The organism is Streptomyces sp. AMJ-169 (assembly GCF_055597585.1).
This window is the reverse complement of record NZ_JBVLTJ010000011.1, coordinates 255,411-281,181: the sequence shown is the minus strand read 5'-3', so window position 1 is coordinate 281,181 and position 25,771 is coordinate 255,411. Positions and strand designations below refer to the sequence as shown.

At 70.3% G+C, this 25,771-nt stretch carries 25 protein-coding genes and 7 tRNA genes; 12 read left to right on the top strand and 20 right to left on the bottom strand.

Annotation, left to right across the window (positions count from 1 at the left end):
• Window positions 1–5 precede the first annotated feature (5 nt).
• Both thiD and ACYUD3_RS26885 read right to left on the bottom strand, forming a co-directional pair.
• A complete protein-coding gene (thiD, locus tag ACYUD3_RS26890; protein WP_470974812.1) occupies window positions 6–797 on the bottom strand; it encodes a bifunctional hydroxymethylpyrimidine kinase/phosphomethylpyrimidine kinase in 792 nt (263 codons plus the stop codon).
• Window positions 794–1,756, bottom strand: coding sequence for a thiamine-phosphate kinase (locus ACYUD3_RS26885; RefSeq protein ID WP_470974809.1), 963 nt, complete (start codon window positions 1,754–1,756; stop codon window positions 794–796). The genes thiD and ACYUD3_RS26885 overlap by 4 nt, the downstream gene beginning before the upstream one ends.
• Before the next feature lie 206 nt (window positions 1,757–1,962).
• On the opposite strand from ACYUD3_RS26885, the gene ACYUD3_RS26880 reads away from it, so the two are divergent.
• On the top strand, window positions 1,963–2,196 hold the full coding sequence (locus tag ACYUD3_RS26880) for an Lrp/AsnC family transcriptional regulator (RefSeq protein WP_470974806.1): 234 nt from the start codon (window positions 1,963–1,965) through the stop codon (window positions 2,194–2,196).
• Window positions 2,197–2,216: 20 nt separating this feature from the next.
• Window positions 2,217–2,699 (top strand): DUF3515 domain-containing protein, encoded by a 483-nt coding sequence (locus ACYUD3_RS26875; protein ID WP_470974803.1) that lies wholly within the window; start codon window positions 2,217–2,219, stop codon window positions 2,697–2,699.
• 25 nt (window positions 2,700–2,724) lie between these two features.
• Here the strand turns inward: ACYUD3_RS26875 and ACYUD3_RS26870 are convergent, their stop codons facing one another.
• From ACYUD3_RS26870 to ACYUD3_RS26860, 3 genes are all read right to left on the bottom strand, one after another.
• Window positions 2,725–3,882: a D-alanine--D-alanine ligase family protein gene (locus ACYUD3_RS26870; protein ID WP_470974800.1), complete on the bottom strand. Its 1,158-nt coding sequence runs from the start codon at window positions 3,880–3,882 to the stop codon at window positions 2,725–2,727.
• A gap of 184 nt (window positions 3,883–4,066) precedes the next feature.
• Entirely contained in the window at window positions 4,067–5,077 is a 1,011-nt protein-coding gene (locus ACYUD3_RS26865) for an NAD(P)H-dependent glycerol-3-phosphate dehydrogenase (RefSeq protein ID WP_470974797.1), read from the bottom strand.
• A complete protein-coding gene (locus ACYUD3_RS26860) occupies window positions 5,074–5,838 on the bottom strand; it encodes a lysophospholipid acyltransferase family protein (RefSeq protein ID WP_470974795.1) in 765 nt (254 codons plus the stop codon). Before ACYUD3_RS26860 ends, ACYUD3_RS26865 begins: the two co-directional genes overlap by 4 nt.
• Before the next feature lie 202 nt (window positions 5,839–6,040).
• Between ACYUD3_RS26860 and cofC the strand changes: the two genes are divergently transcribed.
• Window positions 6,041–6,679 carry a 2-phospho-L-lactate guanylyltransferase gene (cofC, locus tag ACYUD3_RS26855; protein ID WP_470974792.1) on the top strand — a complete coding sequence of 213 codons (639 nt, stop codon included), beginning with the start codon at window positions 6,041–6,043 and terminating at the stop codon, window positions 6,677–6,679.
• A 9-nt stretch (window positions 6,680–6,688) separates the two neighbouring features.
• Entirely contained in the window at window positions 6,689–6,892 is a 204-nt protein-coding gene (locus ACYUD3_RS26850; protein WP_470974789.1) for a hypothetical protein, read from the top strand.
• A gap of 148 nt (window positions 6,893–7,040) precedes the next feature.
• On the opposite strand, the gene ACYUD3_RS26845 is transcribed toward ACYUD3_RS26850, so the two are convergent.
• The 4 genes from ACYUD3_RS26845 to leuC form a co-directional block, all read right to left on the bottom strand.
• A complete protein-coding gene (locus ACYUD3_RS26845; protein WP_470974786.1) occupies window positions 7,041–7,625 on the bottom strand; it encodes an HU family DNA-binding protein in 585 nt (194 codons plus the stop codon).
• Between the two features lie 136 nt (window positions 7,626–7,761).
• Window positions 7,762–7,992 carry an SCO5555 family protein gene (locus ACYUD3_RS26840; protein ID WP_470974783.1) on the bottom strand — a complete coding sequence of 77 codons (231 nt, stop codon included), beginning with the start codon at window positions 7,990–7,992 and terminating at the stop codon, window positions 7,762–7,764.
• A gap of 264 nt (window positions 7,993–8,256) precedes the next feature.
• A complete protein-coding gene (leuD, locus tag ACYUD3_RS26835; protein WP_470974780.1) occupies window positions 8,257–8,850 on the bottom strand; it encodes a 3-isopropylmalate dehydratase small subunit in 594 nt (197 codons plus the stop codon).
• Window positions 8,851–8,856: 6 nt separating this feature from the next.
• Complete coding sequence (gene leuC / locus ACYUD3_RS26830; RefSeq protein WP_470974777.1) at window positions 8,857–10,290, bottom strand: 3-isopropylmalate dehydratase large subunit; 1,434 nt, start codon at window positions 10,288–10,290, stop codon at window positions 8,857–8,859.
• Between the two features lie 187 nt (window positions 10,291–10,477).
• Between leuC and ndgR the strand changes: the two genes are divergently transcribed.
• Window positions 10,478–11,194, top strand: a complete 717-nt coding sequence (ndgR, locus tag ACYUD3_RS26825; protein WP_010984119.1) for an IclR family transcriptional regulator NdgR — start codon at window positions 10,478–10,480, stop codon at window positions 11,192–11,194.
• A 156-nt stretch (window positions 11,195–11,350) separates the two neighbouring features.
• Here ndgR and ACYUD3_RS26820 read toward each other — a convergent pair.
• The 8 genes from ACYUD3_RS26820 to ACYUD3_RS26785 form a co-directional block, all read right to left on the bottom strand.
• Window positions 11,351–11,423, bottom strand: a tRNA-Glu gene (locus ACYUD3_RS26820).
• A gap of 28 nt (window positions 11,424–11,451) precedes the next feature.
• Window positions 11,452–11,523: transfer RNA gene (locus ACYUD3_RS26815), tRNA-Gln, on the bottom strand.
• Between the two features lie 21 nt (window positions 11,524–11,544).
• Window positions 11,545–11,617: transfer RNA gene (locus ACYUD3_RS26810), tRNA-Glu, on the bottom strand.
• 62 nt (window positions 11,618–11,679) lie between these two features.
• Window positions 11,680–11,752, bottom strand: a tRNA-Glu gene (locus ACYUD3_RS26805).
• Between the two features lie 28 nt (window positions 11,753–11,780).
• Window positions 11,781–11,852, bottom strand: a tRNA-Gln gene (locus ACYUD3_RS26800).
• Window positions 11,853–11,873: 21 nt separating this feature from the next.
• A tRNA-Glu gene (locus ACYUD3_RS26795) sits at window positions 11,874–11,946 on the bottom strand.
• Window positions 11,947–11,988: 42 nt separating this feature from the next.
• Window positions 11,989–12,060: transfer RNA gene (locus tag ACYUD3_RS26790), tRNA-Gln, on the bottom strand.
• 94 nt (window positions 12,061–12,154) lie between these two features.
• A complete protein-coding gene (locus ACYUD3_RS26785) occupies window positions 12,155–12,886 on the bottom strand; it encodes an HAD family hydrolase (protein WP_470974774.1) in 732 nt (243 codons plus the stop codon).
• Between the two features lie 41 nt (window positions 12,887–12,927).
• Here ACYUD3_RS26785 and ACYUD3_RS26780 point away from each other — a divergent pair, with 41 nt between their 5' ends.
• The gene (locus ACYUD3_RS26780) at window positions 12,928–13,212 is read left to right on the top strand and encodes a hypothetical protein (protein ID WP_470974771.1); all 285 of its coding nucleotides are present in this window, start codon (window positions 12,928–12,930) and stop codon (window positions 13,210–13,212) included.
• A 60-nt stretch (window positions 13,213–13,272) separates the two neighbouring features.
• Here ACYUD3_RS26780 and gltX read toward each other — a convergent pair whose 3' ends face one another.
• The 3 genes from gltX to ACYUD3_RS26765 form a co-directional block, all read right to left on the bottom strand.
• Window positions 13,273–14,787 (bottom strand): glutamate--tRNA ligase, encoded by a 1,515-nt coding sequence (gltX, locus tag ACYUD3_RS26775; RefSeq protein WP_470974768.1) that lies wholly within the window; start codon window positions 14,785–14,787, stop codon window positions 13,273–13,275.
• Window positions 14,780–15,556, bottom strand: a complete 777-nt coding sequence (locus ACYUD3_RS26770; RefSeq protein WP_470974766.1) for a fumarylacetoacetate hydrolase family protein — start codon at window positions 15,554–15,556, stop codon at window positions 14,780–14,782. Before ACYUD3_RS26770 ends, gltX begins: the two co-directional genes overlap by 8 nt.
• Before the next feature lie 63 nt (window positions 15,557–15,619).
• On the bottom strand, window positions 15,620–15,808 hold the full coding sequence (locus ACYUD3_RS26765) for a hypothetical protein (RefSeq protein WP_470974763.1): 189 nt from the start codon (window positions 15,806–15,808) through the stop codon (window positions 15,620–15,622).
• Between the two features lie 553 nt (window positions 15,809–16,361).
• On the opposite strand from ACYUD3_RS26765, the gene ACYUD3_RS26760 reads away from it, so the two are divergent.
• The 6 genes from ACYUD3_RS26760 to ACYUD3_RS26735 all read left to right on the top strand — a co-directional run bounded on the left by ACYUD3_RS26760 (window position 16,362) and on the right by ACYUD3_RS26735 (window position 25,752).
• Window positions 16,362–20,210 carry a sensor histidine kinase gene (locus tag ACYUD3_RS26760; RefSeq protein WP_470974760.1) on the top strand — a complete coding sequence of 1,283 codons (3,849 nt, stop codon included), beginning with the start codon at window positions 16,362–16,364 and terminating at the stop codon, window positions 20,208–20,210.
• A 9-nt stretch (window positions 20,211–20,219) separates the two neighbouring features.
• A complete protein-coding gene (locus tag ACYUD3_RS26755; RefSeq protein WP_003993189.1) occupies window positions 20,220–20,633 on the top strand; it encodes a roadblock/LC7 domain-containing protein in 414 nt (137 codons plus the stop codon).
• 114 nt (window positions 20,634–20,747) lie between these two features.
• On the top strand, window positions 20,748–21,146 hold the full coding sequence (locus ACYUD3_RS26750; protein WP_009190816.1) for a DUF742 domain-containing protein: 399 nt from the start codon (window positions 20,748–20,750) through the stop codon (window positions 21,144–21,146).
• Window positions 21,127–21,702, top strand: a complete 576-nt coding sequence (locus tag ACYUD3_RS26745) for a GTP-binding protein (protein WP_470974757.1) — start codon at window positions 21,127–21,129, stop codon at window positions 21,700–21,702. The genes ACYUD3_RS26750 and ACYUD3_RS26745 overlap by 20 nt, the downstream gene beginning before the upstream one ends.
• 395 nt (window positions 21,703–22,097) lie before the next feature.
• Window positions 22,098–25,328, top strand: a complete 3,231-nt coding sequence (locus ACYUD3_RS26740; RefSeq protein WP_470974754.1) for a nitrate- and nitrite sensing domain-containing protein — start codon at window positions 22,098–22,100, stop codon at window positions 25,326–25,328.
• Between the two features lie 10 nt (window positions 25,329–25,338).
• Window positions 25,339–25,752, top strand: coding sequence for a roadblock/LC7 domain-containing protein (locus ACYUD3_RS26735; RefSeq protein ID WP_003993185.1), 414 nt, complete (start codon window positions 25,339–25,341; stop codon window positions 25,750–25,752).
• Window positions 25,753–25,771 lie beyond the last annotated feature (19 nt).

Sequence of the window (25,771 nt, the reverse complement as noted above, 5' to 3'; positions counted from 1 at the left end):
GTCCCTCAGCCCCGCATCCGCCACCCATGATCCACCGGCCCGATGCCCGCCCCCAGCGCAAAGCCACCCCTGATCGCCCCGGTCACGTACTCCTTGGCCGCGAAGACCGCCGCCGGCACGGAAGCCCCCTTCGCCAGCCCTGACGCGATCGCGGACGCCAGCGTGCACCCCGTCCCATGGGTGTGCCGATTGTCCAGCCGCTCCGCGCGCAGCCAGTGCTCCTCGTGGCCGTCCGTCAGCAGGTCGACGGCGTCCCCGTCCAGATGGCCCCCCTTGATCAGCGCCCAGCGCGGCCCGTAGGACAGGACCGCCGCCGCGGCCTCCTTCATCCCGGCCTCGGACTCGACGCGGACGCCGGTCAGCCGCAGGACCTCGTCGAGGTTGGGGGTCGCGACGGTGGCCGCCGGCAGCAGCAGCCGGCGTACGGAGTCGAGGGCGGAGGAGGCCAGGAGTTCGTCGCCGTGCTTCGAGATGCCGACGGGGTCGACGACGGCCGGGGCGGCCGTGGCCGACAGCAGTTCGGCGACCGTCTCGACCAGGGCGGCGGAGGCCAGCATGCCGGTCTTCACGGCCTGGACGCCGATGTCGTCGACCACGCTGCGGTACTGGGCGCGGACGGCGTCGGCGGGGAGTTCCCAAGCGCCTTGGACGCCGAGGGAGTTCTGGGCGGTGACGGCGGTCACGACGCTCATGCCGTGGACGCCGAGCGCGAGCATCGTCTTGAGGTCGGCCTGGATCCCGGCGCCGCCGCCGGAGTCGGAGCCGGCGACGGTGAGGACCCGGGGCGGCGGGGTCACTCGGTGTCCCCGAAGTGGTCCCAGCCGGTCTGCTTGGTCCAGGGGGCGCCGTCGACGGTCACCTGGGGCAGCACGGAGGGGTTGAGAACCTCGCCGATGACCTTCCAGCGGGCGGGGAGCTTCACGTCGGGCGGGAAGGTCGCGACGATCGCGTGGTCCTCTCCCCCGGTCAGCACCCACTGCATGGGGTCGACGCCGACGGCCTGCCCGATGTCGTTCATCTGGGTGGGGACGTCGATCGCGGCGGAGCGGATGTCGATGCGGACCTTGCTGGCCTCGGCGATGTGCCCGAGGTCGGCGATCAGCCCGTCGCTGACGTCGCACATGGCGGTGGCGCCGAGCGCGGCGGCGGCGGGACCGGCGTGGTAGGGCGGTTCGGGGCGGCGGTGGGCCTCGACGAAGGCGCGCGGCGAGCGGAAGCCGCGCACCAGGACGGCGTACCCGGCGGCGGACCAGCCGAGCCAGCCGGTGACCGCGACGAGGTCGCCGGGCTGGGCGCCGGAGCGGGTGACCGGCTCCTGGCCGCGCAGATCGCCGAGCGCGGTGATCGACACCATGATGGTGTCGCCGCGCACGACGTCACCGCCGACGACGGAGGCGCCGGCGACCTGGCACTCGTCGCGCAGCCCGTCCATCAGCTCGGTCGGCCAGGTCACGGGGAGTTCGGCGGGGACGACGAGGCCGAGCAGCAGGGCGGTGGGGACGGCGCCCATGGCGGCGATGTCGGCGAGGTTCTGGGCGGCGGCCTTGCGGCCGACGTCGTAGGCGGTGGACCAGTCGCGGCGGAAGTGCCGGCCCTCCAGGAGGATGTCGGTGCTCGCCACGACCCGCCGGTCGGGGGCGGCGACGACCGCGGCGTCGTCGCCGGGGCCGATGCGGACCGCCGGGGTCGTGGTGAGACGGGAGGTCAGCTCCCGGATGAGCCCGAACTCCCCCAGCTCACCAACAGTGCCCTTCATCGCCTTGGCGCCCCTTCTGTGCCTGTGCGTGCCCGGTCGCGCATGACCAGTGTCCTCGATACGGTCGAGGTGACCGTCAACTTCTGTCGCGCCGCCACCCCGGCGCGCGGGCCCCGGTCGGCGCAGGTCTCCCCGCGGTGCGCGGCGACGCGATACCGTGGCGTTCCTTTTCCCCACATGATCCTCGTGGCCGCCCTGGAGGTTCCGTGGTACAGGCGTACATCCTGATCCAGACGGAGGTCGGCAAGGCGTCGGCCGTCGCCGAGACGATCGGCAGGATTCCCGGAGTCGTGCGGGCCGAGGACGTGACCGGTCCGTACGACGTGATCGTGCGGGCCCAGGCCGACACGGTCGACGAGCTCGGCCGGCTGGTGGTCGCCCGGGTCCAGCAGGTGGAGGGCATCACGAGAACCCTGACCTGCCCCGTCGTCCATCTCTAGCCCCCGTCTAACCTTGGCCGGTGACTCTTTTCCCGCACCGGCGCCTCGGCGTGCCCGTCCTCGCGTCCTTGATCGCCGTCGCAGGCTGCTCCTCAGGGGACGACGACGCGTCGGTGACGGTTCCCCGTCCGTCCGCCCCGGTCGTGAAGATCTGTGAGGCGTTGGACAAGGCACTGCCGGCGAAGGTCGACGACCTGAGCCGACACGATCCCGAGCCCGCGTCAGCGCTGACGGCCGGGTGGGGGGACCCGGCGATCATACTGCGCTGCGGTGTCGGGAAGCCCGCGAAGATGGACGATCCCCAGGCCGACGGGGGCGAGGCGGACGGTGTCGGCTGGCTGGTGGAGAAGCAGTCGGACGGGGGGTACGTCTTCACGACGACCCTGCGCCGCGTCTATGTGGAGGTGCGGCTGCCGTCCTCCCGTGCGAAGGACGGCATGGGGCCGCTGATCGATCTGGCGCCGGCCATCAAGAAGACGGTGCCGGAGGGCATCGCCGACTGAGCGCCCCTCAAGGCTTCGCGTCGCTCTAGCGCAGCCCCGTCGACCGGTCCAGCGCCGCCTGGATCAACCGCTCCACCAGCTCCCCGTACCCCACCCCGCTCGCCTCCCACATCTTCGGGTACATGGAGATCGGGGTGAACCCGGGCAGGGTGTTGATCTCGTTGATGACGAAGCCGGTGTCGGTGAGGAAGAAGTCGGCGCGCACGAGCCCCTCGCAGGAGGCCGCCTCGAAGGCGTCGATCGCGAGCTTCTGGACCTCGGCGGTCTCCTCGGCGCTCAGCGGCGCGGGGACCAACCCCGGTGTGGAGTCGATGTACTTGGCGTCGAAGTCGTAGTACGCGTGCGCGGAGGGCGGCGGGATCTCGGCGGGCACGGAGGCGCGGGGGCCCTCGGGGAACTCCAGGACGCCGCACTCGATCTCACGGCCGGTCAGCGCGGCCTCGACGAGGATCTTGGGGTCGTGGCGCTGGGCCTCGGCGATGGCGTCGTCCAGGCCGGCGAGGTCGTCGACCTTGGTGATGCCGATCGAGGAGCCCGCGCGCGCGGGCTTCACGAAGAGCGGCCAGCCGTGTTCGGCGGCGAAGTCGACGATCTTCTTGCGGGCGGCGGGGTTGTCGCGCTCCCACTCGCGGGGCCGGATCACCACGTAGGGGCCGACGGCGAGGCCGAAGGAGGTGAACACCCGCTTCATGTACTCCTTGTCCTGCCCGACGGCCGAGGCGAGGACGCCCGAGCCGACGTAGGGGACGCCGGAGAGTTCGAGGAGGCCCTGGAGGGTGCCGTCCTCGCCGTAGGGGCCGTGCAGGACGGGGAAGACGACGTCGACGTCGCCGAGCGCCTTGGGCACCGATCCCGGCGCGCTGAGGACGACTTCGCGGCTCGCGGGGTCCAGCGGGAGCACCACGCCGCCCTCGCCGCCGTCGGTGAGGTCGTCGACCTCGGGGGTGCGCCGGTCGGTGATCGCCATCCGCTCCGGCTCGTCGGCCGTGAGCGCCCAGCGGCCGTCCCGGGTGATGCCGATCGGCAGGACGTCGTACTTCGTCCGGTCGATCGCCTTCAGCACGGCGCCGGCGGTGACCACGGAAATCCCGTGCTCGGAACTGCGCCCACCGAACACGACGGCCACCCGCGGCTTACGGACAGACTGCGCCTCGGGGCTCTGGGGGAGGTTCTCGGTGCTCATATCGGCATGAGGGTACCCGTTGGTAGGGCCTGAGTCAGCGCTCGGCCGCCCGCGAGTGAGCCGAAGGGGCGCGCCGGTGTCGAGGGAGCGGGCGCGCGGAGGCCCGAAGGGGTGAGCACGGCCGCTCCCTCGACACCGGCTCAAAGCGCCCCGGAGGCGAACCGAGCGCTCAAAAAGGAGGTGCTCAGCGTCGCTCGGGCTTCGCGCTGCGCGACATCAGTTCCTTCAGGGCGACCACCGGCGGCTTGCCCTCGTGGACGATCTCGACGACCGTCTCCGTGATGGGCATGTCGACCTCGTGCCGGCGGGCCAGGTCCAGGACGGACTGGCAGGACTTGACGCCCTCGGCGGTCTGCCGGGTGACGGCGATGGTCTCCTGGAGGGTCATGCCCTTGCCGAGGTTGGTGCCGAAGGTGTGGTTGCGCGACAGCGGGGAGGAGCAGGTCGCCACCAGGTCGCCGAGTCCCGCGAGGCCGGAGAACGTCAGCGGGTCGGCGCCCATCGCGAGGCCGAGGCGGGTCGTCTCCGCCAACCCCCTTGTGATCAAAGACCCCTTGGCGTTGTCGCCGAGCCCCATCCCGTCGGCGATGCCAACTGCCAGGCCGATCACGTTCTTTACCGCCCCGCCGAGTTCGCAGCCCACCACGTCGGTGTTGGTGTAGGGCCTGAAGTACGGGGTGTGGCAAGCGGTTTGGAGCCGCCGCGCGACGGCTTCGTCGGTACAGGCGACGACGGCCGCGGCGGGCCTGCGGGTGGCGATCTCGCGCGCGAGGTTGGGCCCGGTGACGACGGCGATCCGCTCGGCGGCGACCTTGGTGACGTCCTGGATCACCTCCGTCATCCGCATCGTCGTACCGAGTTCGACGCCCTTCATCAGCGAGACGAGGACGGTGTCCGGGGCGAGCAGCGGGGTCCAGTCGGCGAGGTTGGCGCGCAGGGTCTGCGAGGGGATCGACAGGACCGTGAAGTCGGCGCCGGCCATCGCCTCGGCCGGATCGGTGGTCGCCCGCACACCGGCGGGGAGTTCGACGCCGGGGAAGTAATCGGGGTTCTGCCGCTGGGAGTTGATCGCTTCGGCGACTTCGGGGCGGCGGGCCCACAGGGTCACCTCGCAGCCCGCGTCGGCGAGCACGACGGCGAACGCCGTGCCCCATGAACCTGCGCTGAGGACTGCCGCCTTGACGGGCTCGCTCACTGGCCGTTCTCTCCTTCGTGCCCTGCCTGCGCCTCGGTGCGGCGCCGCTGCTCGATCCGTTCCCGGCGCGGATCGTACGGCGTCTTCGGCGCCTTCTCGCCCCGGATCTCCTCCAGCAGGGCGGTGACGGCGGCCATGATGACCTCGGTGGCCTCCTTGAGGAGGTCGGGTGTCATCTCCTTGCCGTAGAACCGGGAGAGGTCCACGGGCGGGCCGGCCAGCACGTGGTGCGTCTTGCGCGGCAGGAGGTCCGGCTTCTTCGCGTACGGCGGCAGCAGTTCATTGACGCCCCACTGGGCGACGGGCACGACGGGGCAGCGGGTCGCCAGGGCCACGCGCGCGGCGCCGGTCTTGCCGGTCATGGGCCACTGGTCGGGGTCGCGGGTCAGGGTGCCCTCGGGGTAGAAGGCCACGCACTCGCCGCGCTCGACGGCGTCGACGGCGGCCCGGAAGGCGCTGAGCGCGTCGGTCGACTCGCGGTAGACGGGGATCTGTCCGGTGCCGCGCATCGCGGCGCCGATGAATCCCTTCTTGAAAAGTCCGCTCTTCGCCAGGAATCGGGGGACGCGTCCCGTGTTGTACTGATAGTGCGCGTATGCGAACGGGTCGACGTGGGAATTGTGGTTGACCGCGGTGATAAATCCACCCTCGGCCGGAATGTGCTCCATTCCGCGCCAGTCACGCTTGATCAAAGCCACCAGCGGCGGTTTGCACAGCACCGCGGCGAAGCGGTACCAGAAGCCGATTCTCCGGCGGGGCACGCGGACACCTACCTCTTCCTGATCGGAAACCAGGCGTCCCGTGGCCTGTTCCGGGGCTCGCTCCGGGGCCCCGGAGCCGCACACGCGCGCCCCCGGTCCGCCGGACTGTCGAGAACACGGTACGCCCAGACGGAAGAACCGCCAGATGGGCAGGGTTGCAGCCGGGTGACAATGTGCGCGTCGAGCAAGGGACGGTACGCCGGTGCAGTGGATGTTGGTCATTCCCCTGAAGCCCCTGGCCCGGGCGAAGAGCAGGCTGTCGGACACGGCAGGCGAGGGCCTGCGGCCGGGCCTGGCCCTGGCGTTCGCCCAGGACACGGTGGCCGCGGCGCTCGCGGCGACGGCCGTGCGGGGTGTGGCGGTCGTCACGGACGACCCCCTGGCGGGCCGCGAACTGGCCGCCCTGGGCGCGCGGATCGTGCCCGACGAGCCGCGTACGGGGCTCAACGCGGCGCTGGCGCACGGCGAGCGCGCCGTGCGCTCGGCGGTCCCGGAAACCGCCCTCGCGGCGCTGAACGCGGATCTCCCGGCACTGCGCCCGGCGGAATTGGCCCGGGCTCTCGACGCGGCGGCGCAATTCCCGCGCGCATTTCTCCCCGATGCCGCGGGCATAGGCACGACTTTGCTGACGGCAACTCCCGGACATCCCCTGCGCCCGTGCTTCGGCCGGGATTCCCGCCGCCGCCACACGGTCTCCGGCGCGGCCGAACTCCCTTTGTCCGCACTGGAATCGGTACGGCAGGACGTGGACACCGGGGACGATCTGCGGGCGGCGCTGGCGCTCGGGGTGGGTCCGCGCACGGCCGCAGCGGCGGCCCGGCTGCTGATACCCGGGCAGTAGGCTGCGCGCATGCAGGCCACGGCTTACACATACGACCCCGGGACCCGTACGGGACAGGTGCTCCTGGACGACGGCACCCCGCTCGCGTTCGGCGCGGAGGCGTTCGACGCGGGGGGTCTGCGGCTGCTGCGGGTGGGGCAGCGGGTGCGGATCGAGGTGACGGGAGCGGGGGACGCTCGTGAGATCACGCTGGTGACGTTGCAGACGTTCTGAGCGCGGCCCGCGGCAACTCACCCGGCTCTCCTGGACCTTGGGCGCCCGGGACCCGAACTCCGGCCGTCTGAGCCCCTCTTGGACACGCCGCGGGCCGGACTCCGCTGATCGCGGAAGTCCGGCCCGGCGCGTGAGTGCCCGAAAACCCTTACGCCTGGCGGGCGGTGGCCTTCTTGGCGGTGGTCTTGCGCGCGGTCGACTTCTTGGCCGGGGCCTTCTTGGCGACCGCCTTCTTCGTCGCCGTCTTCTTGGCGGTGGTGGCCGCCTTCTTCGCGGTCGTCTTCTTGGCCGCGGCCTTGGTCGCCGTCTTCTTGGCCGGGGCGGCCTTCTTGGCGGCGGCGGCCTTCTTCGCCGGGGCGGCCTTCTTCGCGGCGGCCTTCTTGACCGTCGCCGAAGCGGTGCCGCTCAGGCTGCCCTTGGGGGCCTTCTTGACGGCCACCTCGTTCTTCGGGAGCTTCTTCGAACCGCTGACCAGGTCCTTGAAGCCCTGGCCGGCGCGGAAGCGCGGAACGGAGGTCTTCTTGACCCGAACCCGCTCGCCCGTCTGGGGGTTGCGAGCGTAGCGGGCGGGACGGTCGACCTTCTCGAACGACCCGAAACCGGTCACGGAGACCCGGTCACCGGCGACGACGGCACGGACGATGGCGTCCAGGACCGCGTCCACCGCCTCGGCGGCGTTCTGACGGCCGCCGACCTTGTCGGCAATCGCTTCTACGAGCTGCGCCTTGTTCACGTCTTCCCCTTCGGAGACATTGCCAGAACGAAAGTGTTCAAGCTTTTTCGCACGTTAGGCAGATATATACCGCAAATCAAACACGAAACGGGGTTATCACCCTTGTGCCGCAACGGACTCGACCGCATTGGGCTGTTCAGCGTTCCTCGCCGGGGATTCGCCCCTCGTCGAGGTCAGCCAGGAACCGCTCAAGACGACTTGCCGCGTCGGCGAGATCGTGCTTGGCCGCGGCCGTAATGACCAGCAGCTTCCGGGTCAGCGCCATCCGTACGCCCTCCGGGACTTGCAGTGCGCGCACTCTTGTGTGCGCTTCTTTGAGTTGGTCCGCGACCGCGCCGTACAGCGTGAGTTGGCCGTCGTGTTCCATGCACAGATTGTGCCATCTGGGGCGAGTTGTCGCCCGCCAGGGGTGCAACTGCCGCCTCAGGGAGCCGTCGGGGCACTGTTGTACGCGGTGTTCACAGCGGTCGCCTACCCCGACAACACCCGCTCTAACGTGGGAAGTTGGAAAGTTTCCGGTATCGGCGGGGGGCCGAACGGGTGCGGAAACAGCCGTACCCCCGATCGGTCCGATCGGGGGTACGGAAGAGGCTGAGGTGGCCGAAAGTCGACCTGTACGGACGGCTCCTGGTCAGACCTGGAGCGTGCGCGGCTTGTACGAGGGGCGCTTGGCCTCGTAGGCGGCGATGTCCGCCTCGTTCTGGAGCGTGATGGAGATGTCGTCCAGGCCGTTCAGCAGCCGCCAGCGGGCGTTGTCGTCCAGCTCGAAGGAGGCGGTGACGCCCTCGGCGCGGACTTCCAGCGCCTCCAGATCGACCGTGATCTCGGCCTGCGGGTCGCGCTCGACGAGCGCCCACAGCGAATCCACGACTTTCTGCTCCAGGATGACCGTGAGCAGGCCGTTCTTCAGCGAGTTACCGCGGAAGATATCGGCGAAACGGGGGGAGATGACCGTCTTGAAACCGTAGTTCTGAAGCGCCCACACGGCGTGCTCGCGGGAGGAGCCGGTGCCGAAGTCGGGGCCCGCGACCAGGACGGTCGCGCCCGCGTGCTCGGGGCGGTTGAGGACGAACTCCGGGTCCTTGCGCCAGGCCTCGAACAGTCCGTCCTCGAACCCGTCCCTGGTGACCTTCTTGAGCCAGTGAGCAGGGATGATCTGGTCGGTGTCGACGTTGGAGCGGCGCAGCGGGACGGCCCGTCCGGTGTGCGTGGTGAAGGCTTCCATGGCTGATCAGACTCCAGCGGGCGTACGGTCGGCGGGGGCGTCGGAGAGGTCGGCGGGGGAGGCCAGATGGCCCAGGACGGCCGTGGCGGCGGCGACCTGCGGGGACACCAGGTGGGTCCGGCCGCCCTTGCCCTGCCGGCCCTCGAAGTTGCGGTTGGAGGTGGACGCGGAGCGCTCACCGGGGGCCAGCTGGTCGGGGTTCATGCCCAGACACATCGAGCAGCCCGCGTGCCGCCACTCGGCGCCGGCGTCCTTGAAGACGACGTCCAGACCCTCGGCGACGGCCTGGAGACCCACGCGCGCGGAGCCGGGGACGACCAGCATCCGTACGCCGTCGGCGACTTTGCGGTCTTTCAGGATGTCGGCGGCGGCGCGCAGGTCCTCGATCCGCCCGTTGGTGCAGGAACCTACGAAGACGGTGTCCACGTTGATGGTCCGCAGCGGCTGCCCGGCCTCCAACCCCATGTATTCCAGGGCCTTTTCGGCGGCGAGCCGCTCCGATGCGTCTTCGTACGAGGCCGGGTCGGGGACGTTCGCCGAAAGGGGCGCGCCCTGGCCGGGGTTGGTGCCCCAGGTGACGAACGGGGAGAGTTCCTCCGCCTTGATGACGACCTCGGCGTCGAAGACCGCGTCGTCGTCCGTCTTCAGCGTCTTCCAGTACGCGACGGCGGCGTCCCAGTCCTCGCCCTCGGGGGCGTGGGCGCGGCCCTTGAGGTAGGCGAAGGTGGTCTCGTCGGGGGCGATCATGCCCGCGCGGGCGCCGGCCTCGATGGACATGTTGCAGATGGTCATCCGGGCCTCCATCGAGAGCTTCTCGATGGCGGAGCCGCGGTACTCCAGGACGTAGCCCTGGCCGCCGCCGGTGCCGATCCGCGCGATGATCGCCAGGATCAGGTCCTTGGCGGTGACGCCGTCGGGCAGTTCGCCGTCGACCGTGATGGCCATGGTCTTCGGGCGCACCAGCGGCAGCGTCTGGGTGGCCAGCACGTGCTCCACCTGGGAGGTGCCGATCCCGAACGCCAGACCGCCGAACGCGCCGTGCGTGGAGGTGTGCGAGTCGCCGCAGACGACGGTCATGCCGGGCTGGGTCAGGCCCAGCTGGGGGCCGACGACATGGACGACGCCCTGCTCGACGTCGCCCAGCGGGTGCAGCCGGACGCCGAACTCGGCCGCGTTCTTGCGCAGCGTCTCCAGCTGGACCCGGGAGACGGGGTCCGCGATCGGCTTGTCGATGTCGAGGGTCGGGGTGTTGTGGTCCTCGGTCGCGATGGTGAGGTCGAGGCGGCGGACCGTACGGCCGCTCTTGCGCAGCCCGTCGAAGGCCTGCGGGCTGGTCACCTCGTGCAGCAGGTGCAGATCGATGAAGAGAAGGTCGGGCTCGCCCTCCGCGCGCCGGACGACATGGTCGTCCCAGACTTTCTCCGCGAGTGTCCTACCCATCGCTGTTCCCTCCGACCGGACGGTGTGGCTCCGGCGCAACTAGAGATATTGGAGGCGGCGCCCACCCCGGATTCCGGGCACCCGCCACCGCGCCCGTTCGGTCTGCGGGCGGCTGTAGTCCCAAGGGTTGCGCGTCTCACGGGAAAATGAACTTGCGTTTCACAGAGTGAGACGGGAGTATCGTTGCATGGACAACAGTAGCGGCGTCGGCGTTCTGGACAAGGCAGCCCTTGTCCTGAGCGCTCTGGAGTCCGGACCCGCGACCCTGGCAGGACTGGTCGCGGCCACCGGACTGGCTCGACCCACGGCTCACCGGCTGGCCGTGGCCCTGGAACATCACCGCATGGTCGCCCGTGACATGCAGGGCCGGTTCATCCTCGGCCCGCGGCTCGCGGAGCTGGCGGCGGCGGCCGGCGAGGACCGCCTGCTGGCGACGGCGGGCCCGGTCCTCACGCACCTGCGGGACGTCACGGGCGAGAGCGCGCAGCTGTACCGCCGCCAGGGAGACATGCGGATCTGCGTAGCGGCGGCCGAGCGGCTGTCCGGACTGCGGGACACCGTGCCGGTCGGCTCGACGCTCACGATGAAGGCCGGTTCCTCCGCCCAGATCCTGATGGCCTGGGAGGAGCCCGAGCGGCTGCACCGGGGCCTGCAAGGCGCCCGCTTCACGGCGACCGCCCTGTCCGGCGTACGGCGCCGGGGCTGGGCCCAGTCGATCGGCGAGCGGGAGCCGGGGGTCGCGTCGGTGTCGGCGCCGGTGCGCGGGCCGTCGAACCGGGTCGTGGCCGCTGTCTCGGTCTCCGGGCCCATCGAGCGGCTGACCAGGCATCCGGGGCGGATGCACGCGCAGGCCGTCATCGACGCCGCCGGCCGTCTCTCCGAGGCCCTGCGCAGGACGGGCTGAACCGCACCCAAAGAGCCGCAGGACGACAGGGCCGGCCTCAGCGCCGCGGCGGGCCCTCGATTTTCCCGGCAGCCGCCTATTTCTCCTGAGCGGCAGATTTCTCTTGAGCAACAGAAAAGCCCCCCATTTCGCATGAAATGAGAGGCTTTGTTTCTGTACCCCCGACCGGATTCGAACCGGCGCTACCGCCTTGAGAGGGCGGCGTGCTAGGCCGCTACACAACGGGGGCCTGGATCTTGCGTTTCCGCAGATCCGAGCTGGTCTACCTGGACTCGAACCAAGACTAACTGAACCAGAATCAGTCGTGCTGCCAATTACACCATAGACCAATGATGGCTTAGACCAGTCAGTACCCCCGACCGGATTCGAACCGGCGCTACCGCCTTGAGAGGGCGGCGTGCTAGGCCGCTACACAACGGGGGCCCTAGCGATCCTGCATCAAGGTCGGCGGGAGCTACCCGTACCGTCCTCGCGGGAAGGATCTGTACCCCCGACCGGATTCGAACCGGCGCTACCGCCTTGAGAGGGCGGCGTGCTAGGCCGCTACACAACGGGGGCCTTGATCTTGCGTTTCCGCAGATCCGAGCTGGTCTACCTGGACTCGAACCAAGACTAACTGAACCAGAATCAGTCGTGCTGCCAATTACACCATAGACCAATGATGGCTTAGACCAGTCAGTACCCCCGACCGGATTCGAACCGGCGCTACCGCCTTGAGAGGGCGGCGTGCTAGGCCGCTACACAACGGGGGCTTTGTGGATCAACTCCACGTGCAGAATTGGAGCTTCTGCGAGCTGGCCTACCTGGACTCGAACCAAGACTAACTGAACCAGAATCAGTCGTGCTGCCAATTACACCATAGGCCACTGGAACGCAAGCCCCTGCGGGGATCTTGTTCTAGCGTTGCTCCCCCGGATCCTTCGGCCTCTCGGCCCGCTCCCCGGCGGCGCAGAAAGAACATTACCCGAAGGTGGACGGGGCTCCAAAACGGGTATCCGCGCCGAGGAGCGCGGGGAGTTCGGCGAGGCTCGCGATGCGGTGCCGGCCGGGAAGGGGCTCGGCCGCGGCGCCGGCGTCGTACCGGTCGATCCACACCGACAGCAGTCCCGCCTCGGCGGCGCCCCGGCCGTCGATCTCGGGGTGGTCGCCGACGTAGGCGACCTGCTCGGGGGGCAGGTCGAGGGCTTCGCAGGCGGTGCGGAAAGCGGCGGGTTCCGGTTTGGAGACGCCGAGTTCGACGGCGCAGAGGATGGTCTCGAAGCGGTCGTGGACGCCGAGGACGCGGAGTTTGCGGTCCTGGACGGTCAGGCTGGAGTTGGAGAGGACCGCGTGCCGGTGGCTGTTCGCGAGGGCGTCGAGGACGGGCAGGACGTCGGGGAAGAGCGACCAGACGGTCTCGTGGTGACCGATGTAACGCCTGAACCAGGCGTCGGCCTCGGCGTCGCTCATCCCCTCCCCCAGGAACTCCCGCACCCGGTCCCGCCGTTGCCCCTCAAAACTGACCTCCCCGGCGGAGAACCGGGCCCACTGCCGCTCGGTCACCTCCCGCCACCGGTCGAGCGCCCCCTCAGCACTCCCGGACTCCCCCATCAGCCCCTCCGCCACCAGATGCGCCCGCATCCCCTCCCGGTCGGCGGTCGTGTAGTCGAAGAGAGTGTCGTCGACGTCCCAGAGCACGGCGCGTATGTCCATGATCCGACGGTAACCCGGGGGTCAAGGGCAGGCTGGGCGGCATGAACGAACACCGAGTCCGGTTCACCACTGGGACCCGCGCCGCGTACGACGCCTTGCCCGGGGAGCGCCGCGCACAGCTGGACAGGACCGTACGGAGACTGGCCCGCGATCCGTTCCGCGCGGGAGTGACCGCGCCGCTCGGGCCCGGCGAGCGGCTGCGCAGGACGTACTCCTCGCCGGGGGCGATGCTGACCTACGTGGTGGCGGGTGCGGCTGTGGTCGTCGTTTCGCTGGAACTCTTCGCGGAGAGCGCCTACTTGATCGACGAGGCCGACGCCGTCTGAGGGCATGTGTAAGGGGCGGCACCCCATGGATGTCGCCCCTTACATCTGTACCCTGCCCGCTTACGCCGTCAGCTTCGCCAGTGCCGCGTCGATGCGCTCCAGCGTCCTCTCCTTGCCCAGGATCTCCAGGGACTCGAAGAGGGGGAGGCCGACTGTGCGGCCTGTCACCGCTACGCGGACCGGGGCCTGGGCCTTGCCCAGTTTGAGGCCGTGGGTCTCGCCTGCCGCGAGGACCGCTTCCTTCAGGGAGTCCGGGGACGTCCAGTCCGCCTTCTCCAGGTTCTCCCTCGCCGTCCGCAGCAGGGCGTCGGAGCCCTCCTTCATCGCCTTCGTCCAGCTCGCCTCGTCCTGCACCGGCTGCTTCAGGAAGAGGAAGTCGACGTTGGCCGTGATGTCGGAGAGGACCGTCAGGCGGGTCTGGGCGTGGGGGGCGATCGCCTGCCACGCCGTCTCGTCGAAGTCCTCCGGGGCCCACGGGGCGTGCGGGGCGCGCAGCCACGGGGTGCAGGCCTCGGCGAAGGCCTTCACGTCCAGCATGCGGATGTGGTCCGCGTTGATGGACTCGGCCTTCTTGAGGTCGAAGCGGGCCGGGTTGGAGTTGACGTCGGCGAGGTCGAACTTCTCGACCATCTCCGGGATGGTGAAGACGTCCTGGTCGGCGGAGAAGGACCAGCCCAGCAGGGAGAGGTAGTTGAGCAGGCCCTCGGGGAGGAAGCCGCGCTCGCGGTAGAGGTTGAGCGAGGCCTGCGGATCGCGCTTGCTCAGCTTCTTGTTGCCCTCGCCCATGACATAGGGGAGGTGGCCGAAGTGCGGGATGCCCTTGGCCACGCCCAGCTCGATCAGCGCCTTGTACAGGGCGATCTGGCGCGGGGTGGAGGAGAGCAGGTCCTCGCCGCGCAGGACGTGCGTGATCTCCATCAGCGCGTCGTCGACCGGGTTGACCAGCGTGTACAGCGGGGCGCCGTTCGCGCGGACGATGCCGTAGTCGGTGACGTTCTCCGCCTGGACGGTGATCTCGCCGCGGACCAGGTCCGTGAAGGTCGTCGCCTCGTCCGGCATCCGGAAGCGGACGATGTGGGAGCGGCCCTCGGTCTCGTACGCGGCCTTCCGCTCCGCCGTGAGGTCGCGGCAGTGGCCGTCGTAGCCGGAGGGCTTGCCGGCGGCGCGGGCCGCCTCGCGGCGGGTGTCCAGTTCCTCGGTGGTGCAGTAGCACGGGTAGGCGTGGCCGGCTTCGAGGAGCTTGGCCGCGACGTCCGCGTAGATGTCCATCCGCTGCGACTGGCGGTACGGCGTGTGCGGGCCGCCGACCTCGGGGCCCTCGTCCCAGTCGAAGCCCAGCCAGCGCAGCGAGTCGAGGAGCTGGGTGTAGGACTCCTCGCTGTCGCGGGCGGCGTCGGTGTCCTCGATGCGGAAGACGAAGGTGCCGCCGTTGTGCCGGGCGTAGGCCCAGTTGAACAGGGCCGTGCGGACCAGGCCGACATGCGGGTTGCCGGTCGGGGAGGGACAGAAACGTACGCGTGGGGGTCCCCCCTGCTCGAGCGGAGCCGAGAGCTTGGGGGAAGGTGCGCTAGTCACGCTTGACTACCTTGTTGGTGAGAGTGCCGATGCCTTCGATGGTGACGGCGACCTCGTCGCCGACCGCCAGGGGGCCGACCCCGGCCGGGGTGCCCGTGAGGATGACGTCGCCGGGGAGCAGCGTCATGGCCTCGGTGATGTTGACGATCAGGTCCTCGATGGACGTGATCATCTCGCTGGTGCGGCCCAGTTGGCGCTGCTGGCCGTTGACGGTGAGCTGGACCGTGAGGTCGGAGGGGTCCAGGTCCGTCTCCACCCAGGGGCCGAGCGGGCAGGAGGTGTCGAAGCCCTTGGCCCGCGCCCACTGCTTCTCGCGCTTTTGGACGTCGCGCGCGGTGACGTCGTTGGCGCAGGTGTAGCCGAAGATGACGTCCTTGACCCGCTCGCGGGGCACCTCGCGGCACATCCGGCCGATGACGACGGCGAGTTCGGCCTCGTGGTGCAGCTCCGAGGAGAAGGCCGGGTACTGGATGGCGTCGCCGGAGCCGATCACCGAGGTGGACGGCTTGAAGAAGGCGAAGGGGGCGTCGGGGACCTCGTTGCCCAGCTCCCGCGCGTGCTCCGCGTAGTTGCGGCCGAAGGCCACGACCTTGCTGGGGAGCACGGGCGGCAGCAGCCGGACCTTGCTCAACGGGACCTTGGTTCCGGAGAGTTCGTACTCGGCGAAGGGGATGCCCTTGATGATGTCGAGGACGAGCTGGTCCGGACGGTCGCCCTCGACCGCGCCGAAGGCGACGTTGCCGTCGATGGAGAATCTGGCGATGCGCACGGGTTGGACGCGCCCCTTAGACGAGCTGGACTGGAGTCTGACGCTCCAGGCTAACGCTCGGGGTCACTCGGCGCCGGAGAGCGCCGGCTGGGGAAGTTCCATCAGGATCGTGCGTCGCGGGTTCGCCGTCTGGGTAGGGAGGTCGACGGAGTGCTCGCGGACCGGGGGGTGCAGTTCCCCGGCGTCCTTGAGGTGGACCAGCGTCGTACGGCGCGGGTTGGCGATCTTGTGGAACATCGTCGTCGTCTCCACTGGGGGTCGTGAGGGCCGGGTGTCGGTTCTGCCTGGTCTGTAAAGCGTCAGGCTAAACAGGCCCTTCCCGCGCAGTTCGCGGAGCCCCCCTTGATCGCGTGTGAGTTTGCTCACGAGACCTTCGTCAAACCGGTCAATTCAGGCCCGTAAATGACCACTACCAAACGGACATTGACTGACCGAAGGGTGCATTCCGCTGCTGATCATGGCGACTGGGACACCCTTGGGGGTAGGGGGGTTCGCCGGTTTATGACCGCTTTATTGCGGATCACTTTCTACGTCGGGTGACCCGTCCGGTACGCCCTGTCACGGATGTCACAGCACGGCCACCAAACCTTGTTGGAGATCCGGCACTGTGCTGGAATCTCACGGACCGCCGCAGGATCGAGCCGGCGCGCAGGGGGCGCACAGCAGCGCCGAGTGGCGGCCGGAAGGGGGATCCAGCGCCAGGTCTGCTCACAGACCACCCGGGGGGCGTAGTCAGGACGCCCCTCATTGACGCCGACACCGCCTTTCACTCGGAAGGGCGCCTGGTCCAGAGGTTGCGACGCTAGTGCAGGGACGATTCAAGAGGGACGGCAGTGCTTCGGCGGAGCCGGAGCCGCGCGGCGGGACTGGCGGCACAGTCAGCTCCTCCCCCCAGCACGCCCAGAACCCGGGCCCCACGCCTAGCGGTGACGGCAACGGCAAGGCCCGTCCCGGCGGCGCCAAGTCGTCCGCCGCCGCGCCCCCGCCGCCCGCGGTCAAGCCCCCGAAGGCCGCAGGCGACCCCGGTAACCGTGTCGCGCTGCGCAACTGGCGCATCTCCACCCGTCTGGTGGCCCTGCTGACCCTCCCCGTGGTCGCCGCCACCACCCTCGGCGGACTGCGCATCGGCCAGTCCATGGAGGACATCCAGCAGCTCGACAACATGCGGCTGCTGACCGACATGACCAAGCAGGCCACCGAGCTGGCCATCGCGTTGCAGAACGAGCGCGACCGCTCGGCCGGCCCCCTGGCGCACGGCGGCACCGCGGGCGACGTCACCGTCAAGGGTCTGCGCACGACGACCGACCGTTCGCTGAACGCCTTCGTCGACGCCTCCGAGGAGATCGACTCCTCCAGCAAGGACGGCAACCTCCAGGGCGTCCGCGACAACCTCGTCGGCCTGGTCGGCGACCTCGGCAACCTGGCCAAGCTCCGCTCGACCGCGTACGCCTCCAAGGACAACGCGATGCAGACGGTGGAGGGTTACCACCGTCTGATCAGCCGGCTCATCGACCTCTCGCAGGACATGGCCGAGGCCACCTCCAACCCGGAGATGATCCAGCGCACCCGCGCCCTGGCGGCCTTCTCCGCCGCCAAGGAGTACTCCTCGATGCAGCGCGCCGTGCTGACGGCCGCGCTCCCGGCGAACAACACCACGACCGGCAACCTCTCCGACAACGACCGCAACTACGGTGAGATGGCGGTCGAGAGCGAGGAGTCCGAGCTCGCGATCTTCCGCTCCATCTACGGCGACTCGGGCGCCGAGGAGCTGCTGAAGCCGATCGAGCAGGGCAACGCCACGATCGAGGACTCCGACCAGTACGCCAGCCGCGCCTTCGCCTCCGCGTCCGGTCTGGCCTCGCAGGACAAGCGGTCCTACCAGGACTGGCTGGACGCCTCGGGCACCAAGCTCCAGCAGATGAAGAACATCGAGTCGACGCTCCTTGAGGACATGGAGCAAAAAGCCCGGGAGCTGCGCAACTCCACCGAGCGCGACGCGATCATCTCCGGTGCGCTGATCCTGCTGGTCCTCGGGGTCTCCCTGGTCGGCGCGTTCATCGTGGCCCGCTCCATGATCCGCTCGCTGCGCCGGCTCCAGGAGACGGCCACCAAGGTCGCCCAGGACCGGCTGCCCGAGCTGGTCAAGCAGCTCTCCGAGTCCGACCCGCAGGACGTGGACACCTCCGTGGAGTCGGTCGGTGTGCACTCCCGCGACGAGATCGGCCAGGTCGCCGCGGCCTTCGACGACGTGCACCGCGAGGCCGTCCGGCTCGCCGCCGAGCAGGCCCTGCTGCGGGGCAACGTCAACGCGATGTTCACCAACCTCTCGCGCCGCTCCCAGGGCCTCATCCAGCGTCAGCTGTCGCTCATCTCCGAACTGGAGTCCCGCGAGGCCGACCCCGACCAGCTGTCCTCGCTGTTCAAGCTGGACCACCTCGCGACCCGTATGCGCCGCAACGGCGAGAACCTCCTCGTCCTCGCGGGCGAGGAGCCGGGCCGGCGCTGGACCCGTCCGGTCCCGCTGGTCGACGTGCTGCGCGCCGCCGCCTCCGAGGTGGAGCAGTACGAGCGCATCGAGCTGGCGTCGGTCCCGACGACCGAGGTCGCCGGCCGGGTCGTCAACGACCTCGTGCACCTCCTCGCCGAGCTGCTCGAGAACGCCACCTCGTTCTCCTCGCCGCAGACCAAGGTCAAGGTGACCGGTCACGCGCTGCCCGACGGGCGGGTGCTGATCGAGATCCACGACACCGGTATCGGCCTCTCCCCCGAGGACCTCGCCGCGATCAACGAGCGGCTCGCCTCGCCGCCGACCGTGGACGTCTCCGTCTCCCGCCGCATGGGCCTCTTCGTGGTCGGCCGCCTCTCGCAGCGGCACGGCATCCGCATCCAGCTGCGGCCCTCCGACTCCGGTGGTACGACCGCGCTGGTCATGCTGCCCGTCGACGTCGCCCAGGGCGGCAAGAAGCCGCAGCCCAAGCCGGCCGGACAGGGCGGGCTGCCGACCGGCGGTCCGGCCGCCGCGCAGGCCGCGGCCGGTGCCGCGGCGGCACGCCGGCAGGGCGGCCAGGGCGCGGGCTCCGGCGGCGCCTTCGGCGGCGGACCGGGTTCGGCGTTCGGCAGCGCTCCCGGTGGCGGCGCGCTCGGCGGGGGGCCGCGTACGGCGCTGCCCGCGCGGGACGGTTCGGGCGGTGGCCAGGGCGGCTTCGGGGGCGGTGCTCCCGGCGGTGCCGGTGGTCCCGGCAGCGGCGGTCCCGGTGGTGGCTTCGGCAACGGGGGCCCCGGCAACGGCGGTCAGGGCACGGGCGGTCCGGGCAGCGGGTTCGGCAACGGCAACCAGAGCACGGGCGGTCCGGGCAACGGCTTCGGCAACGGCACCGGCAACCAGAGCACCGGTGGTCCGGGCAGCGGCTTCGGCGGTCCCGGCAACGGGCGCCCCGCCGGTCCCCCGCAGCGCGCTCCGCAGAACGGGCGTCCGCAGCAGCCCGCGAACGCCGGTTTCGGTGGCCCGCAGGGGCTCCAGACCGCGCCTCCGCAGGGCCAGGGTGGTCAGGGCGGCCAGGATCTCTTCGGCGGCTCGCGTCCGCCCGTACCCCCGCAGCGCGGGAACTCCGGCGGTCCGTCCGGCCGGCAGCCCCAGCTTCCGGCGCGCGGCGGCCCGCGCGCGGAGCTGCCCGGCGGTCCCGGTGGTCCCGGCGGCCTTGGTGGCAACTCGCAGCCGCGCGTGCCGAGTTGGGGCGACGACAGTGCCCCGCTGGACGCGCCGCGCGGTCATGACGAGCCGGACGTCGCCCGTACCTCGCAGCTCCCGCGCGCCGAGATACCCCGCGTCGAGTCCGAACGCCCGCAGGACACCGGGCAGTTCCCGGCGCTGGGCACCGGCCGCTCCGCCCAGGAGACGAGCCAGTTCCCGGCGATCGGCTCCCCCAACGACCTTCAGTCCACGAGCCAGTTCCCCGCTGTCGACGCCAATTCCGGTGACGACAACGGGCAGTTCGTCCGCTCCGACGTCTTCGGGACGCCCAACAACCAGCGGCCCGGGCAGAGTTACGGCACCGGCCAGTTCCCGGGGCAGGGTTACGACGCCCCGCAGAACGGCCGTACCAACGGGTACCCCCCGCAGCGGCCGGAGCCCCAGCAGCCGCAGCGGCCCGAGGCCGACAGCTGGGCGCTGCCGCCGGCGCCGGGTCCCGGGGACGGTCGTACTCCGCTGTACGACACGCTGGAGACGAACTGGTTCCACGGGCAGCAGGGGCAGCAGGACGCGCCGCAGCAGCAGGCGCCGGCTCCCGCTCCCGCCGCTCCGGCGCCGGCCGCTCCGCGGCGGCCCGCCGCTCCGGCTCCCGCCGGGGCCGACAACCCTTCGTCGTGGCGTACTTCGCCGAACGACGAGCTGGTCCGGCAGGCCGAGCGGGTGCGCCAGCCCGCTTCCGGCGGGGTCACCACCTCAGGTCTGCCGCGCCGGGTGCCGCGGGCGAATCTCGTCCCGGGCACGGCGCAGGCGCAAGCCAACCAGGCAGGTCCGCAGGTCTCGCGCGCACCCGATGACGTGCGCGGGCGGCTGACCAACCTCCGTCGGGGCATCGCACAGGGCCGGCAGGCCGGGAACGGTCAGACCGACAGTTTCCCGAGCCCCACTCACCAGCAGGAGCGTTAGTTGAGCCAGATGAGCCAGGCGGCACAGAACCTGAACTGGTTGATCACCAACTTCGTGGACAACACCCCGGGTGTCTCGCACACGGTGGTGGTCTCCGCGGACGGTCTCCTGCTCGCGATGTCCGAGGGCTTCCCGCGTGACCGCGCCGATCAACTGGCCGCGGTCGCCTCCGGGTTGACCTCGCTGACGGCGGGCGCGTCCCGGATCTTCGAGGGCGGCAGCGTCGCGCAGACGGTGGTGGAGATGGAGCGCGGCTTCCTTTTCCTCATGTCCGTCTCGGACGGCTCGTCGCTGGCCGTGCTCGCGCACCCCGAGTGCGACATCGGCCTGGTCGGCTACGAGATGGCACTGCTGGTCGACCGGGCGGGCGCCGTGCTCACCCCCGACCTCCGTGCCGAACTGCAAGGCAGTCTGCTGCACTGAACCCGCCCGCCGCCACCCACCTCACCGAATCACCGTCCGGCCGACACAAACCCCCCACCGGCCACCGCCAGACGGCACGACCGACCGAGACTTGCTGTCCCGCCCGGAGGATCCATGACCCCGCCCACCGCCCATCATGATCCGTACGCCGAGCCGTACGGGGACGAGGGCGACCAGCCGCTGGTACGCCCCTACGCGATGACCGGTGGCCGGACCCGGCCGCGCTATCAGCTCGCCATCGAGGCGCTGATCAGTACGACGGCCGATCCGGCGGCGCTCATGGGGCTGCTCCCGGAGCACCAGCGCATCTGCCACCTGTGCCGCGAGGTCAAGTCGGTGGCGGAGGTCTCGGCGCTGCTCGCCATGCCGCTGGGGGTGGCCAGAATTCTGGTCGCGGACCTCGCCGAGGCCGGACTGGTGGCCATCCACCAGCCGGGCGGCGACGAGAACAACGGCGGCGCTCCGGATGTGACGCTGCTCGAAAGGGTGCTCAGTGGACTTCGCAAGCTCTGACGGAGGCCGGGCCACCACCTCCGCCAAGATCGTGGTGGCGGGCGGCTTCGGCGTCGGCAAGACCACGTTCGTGGGAGCGGTCTCCGAGATCAATCCGCTGCGTACGGAGGCCGTCATGACGTCCGCCTCGGCGGGTATCGACGACCTGACCCACACCGGGGACAAGACGACGACGACCGTCGCCATGGACTTCGGCCGGATCACGCTCGACCAGGACCTGATCCTGTACCTGTTCGGTACGCCGGGGCAGGACCGGTTCTGGTTCATGTGGGACGACCTGGTGCGCGGCGCGATCGGCGCCGTCGTCCTCGTCGACACCCGCCGGCTCGCGGACTGCTTCCCGGCGGTGGACTACTTCGAGAACAGCGGGCTGCCGTTCGTCATCGCGCTGAACGGGTTCGACGGCAGCCAGCCGTACCAGCCGGAGGAGGTGCGCGAGGCGTTGCAGATCGGGCCCGACACCCCGATCGTGACGACGGACGCGCGGCACCGGTCGGACGCCAAGACGACGCTGATCACGCTGGTCGAGCACGCGCTGATGGCGCGGCTGCGGTAGCTCCGAAAATTCTCAATCCGCCCCTCTTGTACGGCAGTTGCCGTATGCTGCCCAGGAGTCGGCTGTGGGCTTTGACACGGCCGGCTCCCTCGTTCATAACGTTTCGGCAGAGGAATCCGGTGGTACGGCCACCCATCGCGGTCGCCCGGTCTCACTGCGCACACAGGAGCCCCGTCTTTTGGCGGGGCTCGCTCTGTATGACCGTTTTATCCGGCGTTTACATCAGATGTAATCGGCCCTTCTCACTGTTTGGAAGAGCGCTGGTCGTCATGCTGGAATGCCTGAACTGCCCAATAGTCAATGACGTACCTACCCAGGACATGGTCCATGACTGACCGGGCTCTGAGACACTGCGGCACGGACGAGGTGCCGACCGCCGAGAGGTTGTTGGTCGAGTGAGGCGAAGCAAGAAAAGTCCCGAGCCCGCGGCCCGGGGCAACTTCACCCCGCCGCCGCGCGGAGCGGCGACCGCCCCTGCGCCGGGCCCCGCGGAGCCCGTGACCGCCCCGCAGCAGAGCGGTGGCCGATTCTCGCCGCGCAACTGGCGGGTGCCGACCCGGCTGAACGCGATCCTGCTCATACCCGTGCTGGTCGGCCTGGTCATGGGCGGCTTCCAGGTGAAGGGCTCGATCGACACCTGGCAGGAGGCGCAGGACGCGGAGAACACCGCGAAGCTGGTCCGCGCCGCCCTCACCTACAGCAACAACCTCCTCGTCGAGCGCGATGTCACGGCCGCTCCCCTGCTCCAGGGCAAGGGCGCGACCGACCCGACCGTCGTCGCCGCCCGCAAGGCCACCGACAAGGCGTCCGACGCCTTCGACGCCGCCGCGCAGAACATGCCGAACCGGCCCAACCTGGTCCGCCGGCTGGCCGGTTTCCGTGAGCTGGAACCGCAGATCCAGACGCTGCGGGCGAGCGCGTACACCTCGAAGATGACCGGCGTGCAGACCGAGGAGGGCTACGTCGGCATCGAGCACAAGCTGCTCGAGTTCTCCAACGAGCTGGGCCTGGGCACCGGCAACATCACCTCCTACGGCCGTACGGTCTACGCGCTCGCACTCGCGCAGGGCGCGCTGTCGCTGGAGCGCTCCATCGGCATGCACCTGCTGATCAAGCCGGGCACCAGCCAGACCAGCCTCTCCCAGCAGCGGGTCGCCCTCACCTCGTACGCCTACCTGGAGAACATCGCGATCCAGGAGTACCAGAGCGGTGGTACCGAGCAGGACATCGCGAAGCTGGCGGCGGCCCAGAAGCAGATCACGGCCGACGCCGCCGCGCAGGTCAAGGAGGCGAAGGCGAAGAACGCGGACTACGTCGAGCCGCCGTCGGACCCGACGAAGTTCCTGACCGCGATCGCCTCGATCCAGTCGACGGACGCGAGCGAGCGGGCCGCGCTGGCCGAGCAGGGGGTGACCGCCGAGAACTGGTGGGCCCTGACGACGCTGAAGTTCGACTCGTACCGCAAGATCGAGTCGGAGCTGAGCGACACCGCGGTGAACGAGGCGTCCACCATCGCCAGCGACGCCCAGCAGTCCGCGTACATCACCGGCGCCGCCGTCGTCGTCGCCCTGCTTCTCGCGTTCATCCTGGCCGGTACGGTCGCGCGGCAGATGTCGCGGTCCATGCGGCAGCTGCGCAACGCCGCGTTCGGGATCGCCGAGCAGCGGCTGCCGATGCTGGTCGACCAGCTCTCGCGGACCGACCCCGGCCGGGTCGACACCCGGGTCGCGCCGATCCCCATCACCACGACGGACGAGATCGGCGAGGTCGCGCGCGCCTTCGACCAGGTGCACCGCGAGGCCGTGCGGCTCGCCGCCGAGCAGGCGCTGCTGCGGGGCAACATCAACGCGATCTTCACCAACCTGTCGCGTCGCAACCAGTCGCTGATCGAGGGCCAGCTGACCCTCATCACCGACCTGGAGAACAACGAGGCCGACCCCGACCAGCTGGAGAACCTCTTCCGGCTGGACCACCTCGCGACCCGTATGCGCCGCAACGGCGAGAACCTGCTGGTCCTCGCCGGCGAGGAGCCGGGCCGCCGCTGGGACCAGCCGGTCCCGCTGGTCGACGTGCTGCGCGCCGCTTCCTCCGAGGTGGAGCAGTACGAGCGCATCGAGCTGTCCGGCGTCCCCGAGGCCGAGATCCACGGCCGCGCGGTCACCGACCTCGTCCACCTGCTGGCCGAGCTGCTGGAGAACGCGACGACGTTCTCCTCCCCGCAGACCAAGGTCCGCGTCACCGCGACCCGGCTGCCGGACGGCCGCGTGATGATCGAGATCCACGACAAGGGCATCGGCCTGACCGCCGAGGACTTCGCGGACATCAACCACAAGCTGGCCAACCCGCCGACCGTGGACGCCGCGATCTCCCAGCGCATGGGGCTGTTCGTGGTCGGCCGGCTCTCCGACCGGCACGGCATCCGCGTCCAGCTGCGCCCCTCGGGCGAGCAGGCCGGTACGACGTCCCTGGTCATGCTGCCGGACGCGATCACGCACGGCGGCGGTGGCGAACAGCAGCCGGAGCGCGACGAGTTCACCGTCTCGCAGATCATCCCCGAGCAGCAGCCCCCGCAGCCGCAGCTGGCCCAGGACTTCGGCCGCGAGCCGATGCGCACGGCCGCCGAACTCGGTTTCGACGACAGCCGCTACGAGGTCCCGGACGACCTGCGCGACCTGGACCGGGCCGACCGCTCCCGCCAGCGCGAGGGCCTGCGCGCCCAGCTGGAGCCGCAGGGCACCCAGGAGACCCCGCTGTACGGCGAGGGCTTCACACAATCCCCGCAGGCCCCCTACGAGGCCACCACGCCCTTCGTGGAGCAGCCCGCCCCCACGTCCCCGTACGAGACGACGGGCCAGACTCCGTACGACACCCAGGCGCAGCCGGCGTACGACCAGTACGACGCTTTTCGGACAGCTCCGGCGGACCCGTTCGCGGAGTCCTTCACCGGCGCCGCCGACCCCTTCGCGGGCAACGGCGGCTACCCCGACCCGGCCGCGTACCCGGACCAGAAGCAGGGCGACCAGCCCGCCGCGACGACCGGCGAGTACCAGGCGTACGACGAGCGGCGCTACCAGGACGACTGGCCGCAGCAGCCCGACTACCGCAACGGCTACCCGGACCAGTACGCTCCCGAGGCGGAGTCCTCGCAGGTCGCTGACGCGGCCGAGCGCGGCAGCGTAGGCTTCGAGCGTCCTGGACCGGCCCCCTCCGCCGTCCACGAGATGACCGACGCCGGACTGCCTCGCCGCGGGGGCGGCGCCCCCGCGGGCAACGGGCGGCCCGCGGTCCAGGAACCGCAGGCTCCGGCTCCCGAGCCGGGCGGCGCGACGGACGCCTGGCGGTCGGCGAACGACGAGCGCTGGCAGCAGGCGTCGCAGCTGCGCAAGCCCAAGGCGGGCGGGGTCACCTCCTCCGGCCTGCCGCGGCGGGTGCCCAAGGCCAACCTGGTCGAGGGCGCGGCGGAAACCACCCCCCAGGGAGGTCCCCAGATCTCCCGCGCCCCGGAAGACGTCCGGGGCAGGCTGAGCAACCTGCGCCGTGGTGTCCAGCGCGGACGCGACAACGCAGGGCAGGAAACGAACGGCCAGGGCTTCGGCCCTGACAGCACCTACAACCAGGAGCGTTAGTGTGAGCCCGATGAGCCAGGCGGCACAGAACCTGAACTGGTTGATCACCAACTTCGTGGACAACACCCCGGGGGTGTCCCACACGGTGGTGGTCTCCGCCGACGGACTCCTTCTGGCGATGTCCGAAGGCTTCCCCCGCGACCGCGCCGACCAGCTCGCGGCCGTCGCCTCCGGTCTGACCTCCCTGACGGCCGGCGCCTCCCGCATCTTCGAGGGCGGCGCCGTGAACCAGACGGTCGTGGAGATGGAGCGGGGATTCCTCTTCATCATGTCCGTGTCCGACGGCTCCTCGCTGGCGGTCCTGGCCCACCCCGAGGCGGACATCGGTCTCATCGGGTACGAAATGGCGCTCCTGGTCGACCGCGCCGGCACGGTCCTGACCCCCGACCTTCGCGCGGAGCTCCAAGGGAGCCTGCTCAACTAGCAGACGGACGGTGCGGTTT

Excerpts from the sequence above, each read along its gene's own strand:
- leuD (WP_470974780.1), bottom strand. The coding sequence starts at position 8,850 with ATGGAAGCCTTCACCACGCACACCGGACGGGCCGTCCCGCTGCGCCGC.
- ACYUD3_RS26850 (WP_470974789.1), top strand. The coding sequence starts at position 6,689 with ATGCAGGCCACGGCTTACACATACGACCCCGGGACCCGTACGGGACAG.
- ACYUD3_RS26870 (WP_470974800.1), bottom strand. The coding sequence starts at position 3,882 with ATGAGCACCGAGAACCTCCCCCAGAGCCCCGAGGCGCAGTCTGTCCGT.
- ACYUD3_RS26840 (WP_470974783.1), bottom strand. The coding sequence starts at position 7,992 with ATGGAACACGACGGCCAACTCACGCTGTACGGCGCGGTCGCGGACCAA.
- leuC (WP_470974777.1), bottom strand. The coding sequence starts at position 10,290 with ATGGGTAGGACACTCGCGGAGAAAGTCTGGGACGACCATGTCGTCCGG.
- ACYUD3_RS26755 (WP_003993189.1), top strand. The coding sequence starts at position 20,220 with ATGAGCCAGGCGGCACAGAACCTGAACTGGTTGATCACCAACTTCGTG.
- ACYUD3_RS26780 (WP_470974771.1), top strand. The coding sequence starts at position 12,928 with ATGAACGAACACCGAGTCCGGTTCACCACTGGGACCCGCGCCGCGTAC.
- ACYUD3_RS26885 (WP_470974809.1), bottom strand. The coding sequence starts at position 1,756 with ATGAAGGGCACTGTTGGTGAGCTGGGGGAGTTCGGGCTCATCCGGGAG.
- ACYUD3_RS26785 (WP_470974774.1), bottom strand. The coding sequence starts at position 12,886 with ATGGACATACGCGCCGTGCTCTGGGACGTCGACGACACTCTCTTCGAC.
- ACYUD3_RS26735 (WP_003993185.1), top strand. The coding sequence starts at position 25,339 with ATGAGCCAGGCGGCACAGAACCTGAACTGGTTGATCACCAACTTCGTG.
- ACYUD3_RS26750 (WP_009190816.1), top strand. The coding sequence starts at position 20,748 with ATGACCCCGCCCACCGCCCATCATGATCCGTACGCCGAGCCGTACGGG.
- ndgR (WP_010984119.1), top strand. The coding sequence starts at position 10,478 with ATGGACAACAGTAGCGGCGTCGGCGTTCTGGACAAGGCAGCCCTTGTC.